This window comes from Pseudomonas sp. Sample_11, from assembly GCF_004307505.1.
Classification (GTDB): Bacteria; Pseudomonadota; Gammaproteobacteria; order Pseudomonadales; family Pseudomonadaceae; genus Aquipseudomonas; species Aquipseudomonas atacamensis.
Genome location: NZ_RCOD01000059.1, coordinates 1 through 11,071, shown reverse-complemented (window position 1 = coordinate 11,071; position 11,071 = coordinate 1). Strand labels below are relative to the sequence as shown.

The window sequence follows — 11,071 nt, the reverse complement described above, 5'->3', positions numbered from 1 at the left end:
GGAGAGGCGGCCTGGGTAAGGCCGCCGAATCTTCAGCGAGTTGTTGCCAGTTCCTGTTGGACGCTGGCGACAGTGCGAGGCCAAGGTTTACCAGCCTGAACCTTCGCTGGCAAGGCCTTGATGGCAGAAACGGCCGCATCACGATTGGCAAAGTTGCCGTAGGTGATCACGTAAAGCGGCTTGCCATTGAGGACTTTCTTGAAATAACGGTACTCGCCGCCCTGCTCCTTGACGAAGTTCTGCGCAGCGGTTTCCGAGCTGGTGCCGAGGATCTGCACGACATAGTTGCTGGTCGGCTGACCGGCGTACCAGCTGCCGCCGGCAGCCTTGGCCACGGTAACTGGCTTGTCGGCAGGCTTGGCCGGAGCAGGAGCCGGTTTCGCAGCTGGCGCCGGGGTGGCCGGAGCAGGCTTGGCCGTGGCGACCTGCGTCGGTGCCGGGGTTGGTGCCGGTTTGGCGGCAGGGGTCGGAACCGGTGTCGGCGCAGGACCGGCCGGAACGCCAGCAGGCGGCGCGGAGGTGGTTACGGTCGGCGGCGTATCGCTGGAGCCTTCCAGCGGCACGCCGTCGTCGCCTTCGGTGATGCCACCGGCGGCTTCTGCCAGCGGGCCACGCATGACCGGCTGCGAGTTGCCGACCAATGGCAGCGGCATCGGCTGGGTGTTGCCGGCGAATTCGACGGACGGGTTGGCGCCGTTCGCGGCGCCCTGACCCAATGGCAATTGCGCCTGTTCATTGGCCGGAGCACCGGTGGTCGGTGCCTTGCTGCGACCCGGCATCAGCCAGGCGGCGGCAACCGCGACCACAACGACGGCGGAAATCGCCAATACGTGTTTCTTCGGCATGTTGAACCCCATACTTGGACGCTTGACCGCGGAGCGGCTGGCAATCATGACTTCGATCAGTGCATCGCGAGCGACCTGGTTGATGTTGCCCGGCCAGCCCTCGGAGCTTTCGTGAATATCAGAGATCTGATCTGCGGTGAAAAGTTCGACACCCCGGCCCGCGCCTTCCAGCCGCTGGTCGAGATATTCGCGGGTCTCTTCTTCGGTGTACGGCTGCAATTCGATGACATGGAAACGCTCTTCTTCGAGCTGCAACGCCTCGAGCTGAGCGATCAGCGACGACTCGCCGAACAGGAACACATGCGGACGACCTTCCGGCGTGCCGGCGCCGAGCGCCATCAACGCTTCCAGTGCGGACTCGTCGAGCTGCTCGGCATCGTCCACGAGCAGATAGACTTCCTGCCCGGTCAGACCCAGCTGCACTACCTGCTCGAGAATCGCACCGACTTCGGCCTGAGCGACATCCAGCGCCTGCGCCACCTGGCGCAGCACGCCGGCCGCATCACCGGCGCCACGGGCGGAAACCACCACGCTCTGTACCGATTGTTTATTGGTGCTGGCCACCAGCGCCTGCCGCAGCAGGGTCTTGCCGCTGCCTTGCGGGCCGGTGACCACCAGCAGCAACTGGCTGTAACGCGCCAGGTGATGCAGTTGACCCAGCACCGGTTTGCGCTGGGCCGGGAAGAATTTGAAGCCCGGCACCCGTGGCGCGAACGGGTCGTGACTTAACTGGAAATGGCCGAGAAACGCCTCGTCGGCATGCAAACTAGTCATCGGAATCGTTTTAACCTTTAAGCTGAGCCAGGGCGCGGTAATCCGCTCCCAGCGTGGCCTGTAGAACCTCTTTCGGATAATCGTCGGTCACTACCGCTTCGCCCATCCGGCGCAGCAGCACCAGGCGCAGACGACCGTCGATCACTTTTTTATCAATTGCCATGTGTTGGAGAAAATCGGCTTCGGTCATTTCTGTCGGCGGAACGACCGGCAAGCCGGCGCGCTGGAACAGACGAATGCCGCGATCACGCTCCTGCTCGCTGATCCAGCCCAGGCGCGCGGACATTTCCAGCGCCATCACGGTACCAGCCGCCACCGCCTCGCCATGCAGCCAGACACCATAGCCCATGTGGGTTTCGATGGCGTGGCCGAAAGTGTGGCCGAGGTTGAGGGTGGCGCGTACGCCGGTTTCCTTTTCATCGGCGCCGACCACCGCAGCCTTGGCCGCGCAGGAACGCTCGATCGCATAGGTCAGCGCGGTTTGATCCAGCGCACGCAGGGCGTCGACGTTTTTTTCCAGCCAGGTCAGGAACGGTTCGTCGCAGATCAGGCCGTACTTGATGACTTCCGCCAGGCCCGCCGACAACTCGCGCTCCGGCAGTGTTATCAGCGATGCGGTATCGATCAGCACCACGTTCGGCTGATAGAACGCGCCGACCATGTTCTTGCCCAGCGGATGGTTGATCCCGGTCTTGCCGCCGACCGAGGAATCGACCTGCGACAGCAGCGTGGTAGGAATCTGGATGAAATCGACACCGCGCTGATAACAGGCGGCCGCGAAACCGGCCATGTCGCCGATCACCCCGCCGCCCAAGGCGATCACGGTAGTGCGGCGGTCATGACGGGCGGTCAGCAAACCATCGAAAATCAGTTGCAGGGTTTCCCAGTTCTTGAAGGCTTCGCCGTCAGGCAACACCACCGAGATCACCGAGAACTGCGCAAGGCTGCGGGTCAGACGTTCGAGATAGAGCGGCGCGACGGTTTCGTTGGAGATGATTGCCACCTGCCGCCCGTGGATATGCGGCGCCAGCAGTTCCGGCTGATCCAACAGACCTTCGCCAATATGAATCGGGTAGCTGCGCTCGCCTAGATCGACCTTGAGTGTCTGCATGTGTCCCCACAGTGAAGATGGAAGCAGGCATCCTGCCCTGAAATTATTGGTGTTCTGCGGCCTGTAGCGGTATGACGCCGCTCGCCCGGCATCCGCCACACCCTCGGCGGACGCTGACAGGACGCCGAGGATAGCGCATTTCGGACGATGCTTTAACGGGGCGGCAACTGCGCGAGGCGGTCGAGAATGTCGAGCACCACCATGCGTGGCGGCCGCTCGTCGGTTTCCACCACTAGATCGGCAATTTCCCGATACAGCGGGTCACGGATCTCGAGCAGGTCGCGCAGGGTTTTCGCCGGATCGGCGGTACGCAGCAGCGGCCGATTGCGATCGCGGGAGGTGCGGCCGACCTGCTGCTCGACGGAGGCGTGCAGATACACCACGCGCCCGCCTTCATGCAGGGCCTTGCGATTGGCATCACGCATCACTGCGCCGCCGCCGGTCGCCAGCACCACACCATCGAACGCGCACAGTTCGGCGATCATCGCCTGCTCGCGGTCACGAAAGCCGGGTTCGCCTTCCTTGTCGAAGATCCATGGGATATTGGCACCCGTGCGCAGCTCAATTTCCTTGTCGGAATCCTTGAACGGCAGGCGCAGCTCTTTGGCCAGCAATCGGCCGATGGTGCTTTTGCCAGCACCCATCGGTCCTACAAGTATCAAATTTCGCACAGAATCAACGACTCACAGCAATCGCCTGGTTATTCATGATACGCGGAGTGAGAAATACCAGCAGCTCGGATTTTTTCTCCGAAACCACATCACGCCGGAAAAGGCGGCCAAGATACGGCACATCGCCAAGAAATGGCACCTTATCTACGACCTTGCTTTGAGTATTTGAAAAAACACCGCCGATTACGATGGTCTCGCCGTCATTTACCAGCACTTTGGCGTTGACCTCGTTTTTCTTGATCGGCGGCACATCCTGCACCTTGTTCAGGTAGTCCGGCTCATCCTTGGTGACCTTGACCTCCATGATGATGCGGTTGTCCGGGGTGATCTGCGGAGTAACTTCCAGTGAAAGCGAAGCCTCCTTGAACGACACTGAGGTCGCGCCGCTGGAGCTGGCCTCCTGATAGGGGATCTCGGTGCCTTTGAGGATCTTCGCGGTTTCCTTGTCCGAGGTGACCACCTTCGGCTGCGAGACGATTTCGCCGTTGCCGGTCTTTTCCATCGCCGTCAGTTCGAGATCCAGCAGCACGTTGTCGGTGATGAATGCGATGCCGATCCCCGAAGTGTTATTGACCGTGCCCATGTCGACGAACGGCGAGTTGGTGCCGGTGCTTCCCGGCGTACCGATGGTGCTCGACGAACCGTTGACCCCGGAGGCGTTCCAGTTGCCCTTGTTCTGCACCGAACCGCCCCAGCGCACGCCCAGGCTCTTGTCGTAATCGACGTTGGCCTCAACGATGCGCGCCTCGATCATCACCTGGCGCACCGGAATATCCAGCTGCGCGACGATCCGCCGGAGTTCGTCGAGGCGATCCTGGGTCTGGTAGGCAATGATGTTGTTGGTTCGCTCATCGACGGTAATCGAACCGCGCTCGTCGACCTTGGCCTCGGCACTGGTCACCGACTGGAACAGCTTGGCGATGTCCGACGCCTTGGCGTAATTGACTTGCAGCAACTCGCGACGCAGGGGCGCCAGCTCGGCGATCTGCTTCTGCGATTCCAGTTCCTGACGCTCGCGAGCGGCAATTTCATCGGCCGGCGCGACCAGCAGCACGTTACCGATCTTGCGCTTGTCCAGCCCCTTGGTTTTCAGCACCAGATCCAGCGCCTGATCCCACGGCACGTTCTGCAGGCGCAAAGTGATACCGCCCTGCACCGTATCGCTCGCCACCAGATTGAGATTGGTGAAGTCCGCGATCAGTTGCAGCACCGAGCGCACGTCGATGTCCTGAAAATTCAGCGAGAGCTTGTCGCCGACATAGGCCTGACGGTCGGCGTTGCGCTTTTGCAGGTCGTCGATGCTCATCGGCCGAACGCTGACGGTGAGCTTGTTATCGGTCTGAAACGTGGAGTAGTCGAAGGTGCCGCTGGGCTCGACACTGATCACGGTGCGATCGCCGGTGAGCGCTGCGTTGACGAACTGCACCGGCGTGGCGAAGTCCTTGACGTCGAGGCGCACGCGCAGCTTTTCCGGCAATTGCGTGCGAGCGAAGCTGAGGATGATTTTGCCATCGTGCTCCTGGATATCCGGGGCGATGGTCGGATCGGAGAGGTCGATGACTACGTTGCCCTCACCCTCGGTGCCGCGCTGGAAATCGACACCGCGAATCGCCCTGCTTCGTTGCGCGGCTGGTCTGGCAGGTGCCGCAGCGGCCGTGGCGGCACGCGGTGCCACGGCAGCCGGGCGCGGCGCAGTCGCGGAAGCGCCCTGACCGACCACCACAAACAGATTATTGCCCTCGACCCGCGTGCTGTAAGGCGCCAACTGCGTCAGGCTGACAATCAGCCGCGTGCGATCCTTGGCTTCGGCCACCGTGGCCGTGCGCGCGTTGCCGCTGCCCAGATCAAGATTCCTGTTGGCCAACTGGCTGGTCACGCCCGGCAGATCCAGTGCAATGCGCGCCGGCGACTCGGTTGTGTAGCCCTTGGGCTGTGGTGGCGGGCCGTCGAACGACAGCTTCAGTTCGACGCGGTCACCCGGCAGCGCGGCAACATCCAGCGCTTTCAGACTGGCCGCCATTACCATCGGTGACACCAGCGCTATCCATAGCGAAAAACCGAGGGTGGAGAAAATCCTGTTCATTGTTCGACTTCCACTATGAGTGCTCTTTCAAAGGAATGGTGCGCGGCCGCTCCAGCCAGGCGCCGGCGCCGTCGGGCACGATCTCGACGACATCGACCTGGGTAGGGCTGATGGCGACGATACGGCCGTCGTTGCGGCCCAGGTAGTCGCCAACCTTGAGACGATGCACCCCGCCTGCGCCGCGCAGCAGCGCGAACGAGCCCGAGGCATTGGCAATCGTGCCGACCATTTCGAACTGCTCGATATTGAATCCTTCAAGATATTGCTTGACCCGGTTAGGGTCGGGTTTGACGTTGCGCGAGCCGTGCTTCTGCCCGGCCAGATCGACCCGCGCCTGCCGCGAAAACGGGCTGCGCAGGTTGGCGGCGCTGTAAGTGAATGTGGGGTAAGACCGGAATGTCGGCGTTGGTTCAATCTTGCCCGCCGGACGCAGGCGCACTTCGTTGAGGTACGCGTCGAGGTCGCTGAAGTCATCGCCGCCACCGCAACCGCTCAACGCCAGCACCATGGGCAGGACGAGATAACGAATCGGGGTCATTTCTCCAGCCCCTTGTCGTTATAGCGGTACGTCTTGGCAAGAATGCTCATGCGCAGCTTCGTCCCGCCCTCGGGATTGGCCGGCGCCAGTTCGAAATCGTGCAGAGTCACAATCCGTGGCAGGCCGGCGACGCCGCTGACGAAGGTGGCGAGGTCGTGATAGGCGCCGGTCACGGTGATCTGGATCGGCAGTTCGATGTAGAACGGCTGGGTCACTTCCGGCAGCAGCTTGATCTCTTCGAATTCCAGGCCGCTGCCCAGACCGGTGCGGGTGATGTCTTCGAGCAGGCCCGGCACTTCGGTGTCGCTGGGCAATTGCCGCAGCAGCACGCCGAAGGTGTTTTCCATTTCCTTCATTTGCTGGGTATAGAGCTCAAGGTTCGCCGACAGCCGCGCCTTGCTGGCGAATTGTTCCTTGAGGGTGGTTTCCTCTTCGCGCTTGAGGTCGAGCTGATTTTCCATGTCGCTGATGAAGAAGTAATAGCCAAGCGCGAGGATCAACACCATCACCAGCGCACCGCACAGGGTTTTTACCGCCGGGGGCCAGGAGCCGATATTGCTGGTGTCGAGGTCGTTGAAATCGACGTTGCGCAGGCTTTGCAGCCACTCGGAGGCGTTCATTGCTCGTCCTCCACAACCTTGGGCTGGGTCTGACGAACGGTCAGCTGGAAGACGTTGGCCTGTTCGACTTGATCAGCGCTGGTGGCCTTGACCTCATTCAGGCTTGGCGCGTCGAACCAGTCGGACGCGTCGAGATTGCGCATCAGCTCGGAGACCCGGTTGTTCGACTCCGCCGCGCCACTGATGGACAGGGTCTTGCCGGCCATTTTCACATCGGTGAAATACACGCCGTCCGGCAGGGTACGCGCCAGTTGGTCGAACACCCGCCCGCTGATCTGCCGATTGCCCTGCAGGTCCTGGATGATGCGCATGCGCTCGACCAATTGCTGGCGGCGCGCCTTGAGCTCGCTGATTTGCTTGATGCGTTCGTCGACCACGGCAATCTGTTTGCCGATGTAATCGTTGCGCGCCATTTGCCGCTCGATGGCCGCGGTGATGATCTGGTCGGCAATCAGCACCGCGCCGATCGAGCCGGCCAGCACGCCGATCAGGACCAGCAGAAAGCGCTTGCGCCGTTCTTCGCGGCGCTCCTCGCGCCAGGGGAGAAGGTTGATCCGCGCCATCAGTCGAAACTCCTGAGCGCGAGCCCGCAGGCAATCATCAAGGCTGGCGCATCACTGGCCAGCGCCCCAGCATTGACCTTGCTGCCCAATGCCATGTCGGCGAATGGGTTGGCGACCTGCGTCGGCGTGTCCAGACGCTGTTCGATCAGACGGTCCAGGCCGGGCACCGAGGCGGTGCCGCCGGCGAGCAGGATATGGTCGACCGCGTTGTACTGGCCGGAGGCGAAGAAGAACTGCAGCGAGCGCGAGACTTGCTGCACCAGCGCCTCGCGAAATGGCTGCAGGACCTCGCTGACGTAATCGTCAGGCAGCCCGCCCTGCTTTTTCGCCAGGCCCGCCTGTTCGACCGTGAGGCCGTAGCGGCGCTGGATCTCTTCGGTGAGCTGGCGCCCGCCAAACAATTGCTCGCGGGTATAGATGATCTTGCCGTTGTGCAGGACGCTGAGAGTGGTCATGGTCGCACCGATGTCGACCACTGCCACGGTCAGGCGCTCCTGTGAGGCCGCCAGATGCGTCGCCAGCAGGCCGAACGAGCGCTCCAGCGCGTAGGCCTCGACATCCACCACCCGCGCGGTCAGGCCGGCGAGGGCCAGCGCCGCTTCACGCACCTCAACGTTTTCCTTGCGACAGGCGGCGAGCAGCACGTTGACCCGTTCCGGGTTGCGCGGCGAGACGCCCTGGACTTCAAAGTCGATGGCGACTTCGTCCAGCGGATAGGGAATGTATTGGTCGGCCTCGATCTTGAGCTGGTTTTCCAGTTCGTCGTCGGACAGCCCGGCGTCCATCTCGATGACCTTGGTGATCACCGCCGAACCCGCCACTGCCACCGCCACGCTCTTGACCCCGGTACGCGCCTTGACCAGCAGGCGGCTCAGTGCCTGGCCAACGCCCTCGAGTTCGGCGATGTTCTTTTCGACCACAGCGTTCGCCGGCAACGGCTCCACCGCGTAGGCCTCGACCCGGTAGCGCTCGCCCTGACGGCTCAGTTCCAGCAGCTTCACCGACGTGGAGCTGATGTCGATCCCCAGTAACGCATTGGTCTTTTTATTGAAGAGTCCCAGCACTACCAATTCCCTATGACTTTCCGTGAGTTACGGACTCTGTAATACGCATTGCGTTCCTTCACCCCCGTCTTGACAGAAGCGCCAATGACGCCTCCCACGGAAAAGTGCTTATAATGCCCAGCGATTTTTTCCGCTTTTTACTGCCCGCGCGGATGGCTCTGTGTGTAACCGCAGCCCCGTGCCAAATTCATTCTTTGCCCTGGATGTCCAAAAGCCTTGATTCGTCTGCTGAAATTTTTCGGTTGGTCCATCGTCGCCGTTTTCTGCGGACTGCTCTTAGGTCTCAGCGGCGCCTTTCTTTACCTTAGTCCGGGTTTGCCGTCTGTGGAGGCGCTGAGAAGCATTCAGTTGCAGATTCCTCTGCGCGTCTACAGCAGCGATAACAAGTTGATCGCAGAATTTGGCGAAATGCGCCGTACGCCGATCCGTTTCGCCGACATTCCGCCCAATTTCATCAATGCGTTACTAAGTGCTGAAGACGACAATTTTGCCAACCACTATGGCGTCGACCCGAGCAGCCTGATGCGCGCGGCGACGCAACTGGTCAAGAGCGGGCACATTCAGTCCGGCGGCAGCACCATCACCATGCAGGTGGCGAAGAACTTCTTTCTCACCAGTGAGCGCAGCTTCTCGCGTAAAACTACGGAAATCCTGCTGGCCCTGCAGATCGAACGGCAGCTGACCAAGGACGAGATCCTTGAGCTGTACGTCAACAAGATCTACCTGGGTAACCGTGCCTACGGCATCGAGGCGGCGGCGCAGGTGTATTACGGCAAATCGATCCGTGACATCAGCCTCGCGCAGATGGCGATGATCGCCGGCCTGCCGAAAGCTCCGTCGCGCTTCAACCCGCTGGCCAACCCTGCGCGCAGCAAAGAACGCCGCGACTGGATCCTCGGGCGCATGTACAAGCTGGGCAAGATCAGCGAAGCCGACTACACCGCGGCGATCAACGAGCCGCTGAACGCCAGCTACCACGTGCCGACCCCGGAAGTGAACGCACCGTACATCGCCGAAATGGCCCGCGCCGAAATGGTCGGCCGTTATGGCAGCGAGGCCTACACCGAAGGCTTCCGCGTCACCACCACAGTGCCAAGCAATCTGCAGGAAATGGCCAACACCGCACTGCACGAAGGCTTGATGACTTACGACCAGCGCCACGGCTACCGTGGCCCCGAGTCGCGCCTGCCGGGCAAGACCCGCGAAGCCTGGGCCAGCGAACTGACCAAGCAGCGCACCATCAGCAGCCTCGAACCTGCGATCGTTACCCAAGTCGATAAAACCGGACTGCAAGTGTTGACCCGCACCGGTGAAGAGCACGTTGCCTGGGACACGATGAAATGGGCGCGACCGTTCCTCAATACCAACAGCATGGGCGCCAACCCGCGCCAGCCGTCGGATGTCGCGCAGGTCGGTGATCTGATCCGCGTGCAGCGCCAGACCGACAATTCGCTGAAATTCAGCCAGATTCCCCAGGCTCAGGGCGCACTGGTGTCGCTGGATCCGCAGAACGGTGCGATCCGTTCGCTGGTGGGTGGCTTCGCTTTCGAGCAGAGCAACTACAACCGAGCCATGCAGGCCAAGCGTCAGCCGGGTTCGAGCTTCAAGCCATTCGTTTACAGCGCCGCGCTGGATAACGGCTACACCGCTGCCAGCCTGGTCAACGATGCGCCGATCGTGTTCGTCGACGAGTACCTGGACAAGGTCTGGCGCCCGAAGAACGACACCAACACTTTCCTCGGCCCGATCCGCCTGCGTGAAGCGCTGTACAAGTCGCGCAACCTGGTGTCGATCCGCCTGTTGCAGGCCATGGGCGTGGGCAAGACCATCGACTACATCACCCGCTTCGGCTTCAACAAGCAGGACCTGCCGCCGAACCTGTCGCTGGCACTCGGCACCGCAACGCTGACGCCGATGGAAATCGCCACTGGCTGGAGCACCTTTGCCAACGGCGGCTACAAGATCACCCCGTACATCATCGACAAGATCGAAAGCCGTAACGGCGACACGCTGTTCGTCGCCAACCCGCCGACCGTGCCACAGGGTGGTTCGGCGACCGACGGTATCGCTGCGCCGGCTACCGAGTCGTTCACGGTCAATGCCGCTCCGGTAGCCGGTGAAGCGTCGGGCAATCCGGCAGTGCCGCAAGCGCCGGCCGTGGCCGAGCGGATTGTCGATGGACGTACCACCTACATCCTCAACAGCATGCTGCAGGACGTAATCAAACTCGGCACCGGCCGGCGCGCACTGGCTATGGGCCGCAGTGACATCGCCGGCAAGACCGGTACCACCAACGAATCGAAAGATGCCTGGTTCTCCGGTTACAACGCTGATTACGTAACCACCGTGTGGACCGGTTTCGACCAGCCGGAAAGCCTCGGACGCCGTGAGTTCGGTGGCACCGTGGCGCTGCCGATCTGGATGAATTACATGTCGGCCGCGCTGAAAGACAAGCCGCCGCATGTGCAGCCTGAGCCGGAAGGCTTGCTCAGCCTGCGGGTGGACCCGGTCAGCGGCCGTGCAGCGACACCGAGCACACCGGGGGCGTACTTCGAACTGTTCAAGGCCGAAGACACACCGCCATCGGTGAACGAACTGGGCAACGGCGTTGTGCCTGGCAGCCCGCTGCCGGCGGATGAGCAGGCGCCGATCGATCTGTTCTAGGGGAGCAGCTGCAAGCGCCAAGCTACAAGCGGCAAGCAAAAGCGCGAACGATGCACGCTTGTAGCTTGTAGCTTGTAGCTTGTAGCTTGCAGCTTGCAGCTTGCAGCTTGCAGCTTGCAGCTTGCAGCTTGCAGCTTG

The 11,071-nt window shown here is 61.7% G+C and carries 9 protein-coding genes; 1 reads left to right on the top strand and 8 read right to left on the bottom strand.

The window, feature by feature from the left end:
* Positions 1 to 32 precede the first annotated feature (32 nt).
* The 8 genes from D8U60_RS17110 to D8U60_RS17075 all read right to left on the bottom strand — a co-directional run bounded on the left by D8U60_RS17110 (position 33) and on the right by D8U60_RS17075 (position 8,269).
* Positions 33 to 1,619 (bottom strand): AAA family ATPase, encoded by a 1,587-nt coding sequence (locus tag D8U60_RS17110; RefSeq protein ID WP_122611067.1) that lies wholly within the window; start codon positions 1,617 to 1,619, stop codon positions 33 to 35.
* Positions 1,620 to 1,629: 10 nt separating this feature from the next.
* Entirely contained in the window at positions 1,630 to 2,730 is a 1,101-nt protein-coding gene (gene aroB / locus D8U60_RS17105; protein WP_130900566.1) for a 3-dehydroquinate synthase, read from the bottom strand.
* A gap of 152 nt (positions 2,731 to 2,882) precedes the next feature.
* Entirely contained in the window at positions 2,883 to 3,401 is a 519-nt protein-coding gene (aroK, locus tag D8U60_RS17100) for a shikimate kinase AroK (RefSeq protein ID WP_024011270.1), read from the bottom strand.
* 4 nt (positions 3,402 to 3,405) lie between these two features.
* A complete protein-coding gene (gene pilQ / locus D8U60_RS17095; RefSeq protein ID WP_130900565.1) occupies positions 3,406 to 5,484 on the bottom strand; it encodes a type IV pilus secretin PilQ in 2,079 nt (692 codons plus the stop codon).
* A 13-nt stretch (positions 5,485 to 5,497) separates the two neighbouring features.
* Positions 5,498 to 6,022 (bottom strand): pilus assembly protein PilP, encoded by a 525-nt coding sequence (locus D8U60_RS17090; protein ID WP_071174144.1) that lies wholly within the window; start codon positions 6,020 to 6,022, stop codon positions 5,498 to 5,500.
* Entirely contained in the window at positions 6,019 to 6,642 is a 624-nt protein-coding gene (gene pilO, locus D8U60_RS17085; protein ID WP_122611070.1) for a type 4a pilus biogenesis protein PilO, read from the bottom strand. Before pilO ends, D8U60_RS17090 begins: the two co-directional genes overlap by 4 nt.
* Entirely contained in the window at positions 6,639 to 7,205 is a 567-nt protein-coding gene (locus D8U60_RS17080; RefSeq protein WP_056787334.1) for a PilN domain-containing protein, read from the bottom strand. Before D8U60_RS17080 ends, pilO begins: the two co-directional genes overlap by 4 nt.
* Positions 7,205 to 8,269: a pilus assembly protein PilM gene (locus D8U60_RS17075; protein WP_024011266.1), complete on the bottom strand. Its 1,065-nt coding sequence runs from the start codon at positions 8,267 to 8,269 to the stop codon at positions 7,205 to 7,207. The genes D8U60_RS17080 and D8U60_RS17075 overlap by 1 nt, the downstream gene beginning before the upstream one ends.
* A gap of 216 nt (positions 8,270 to 8,485) precedes the next feature.
* On the opposite strand from D8U60_RS17075, the gene D8U60_RS17070 reads away from it, so the two are divergent.
* Positions 8,486 to 10,933: a penicillin-binding protein 1A gene (locus tag D8U60_RS17070; RefSeq protein WP_130900564.1), complete on the top strand. Its 2,448-nt coding sequence runs from the start codon at positions 8,486 to 8,488 to the stop codon at positions 10,931 to 10,933.
* Positions 10,934 to 11,071 lie beyond the last annotated feature (138 nt).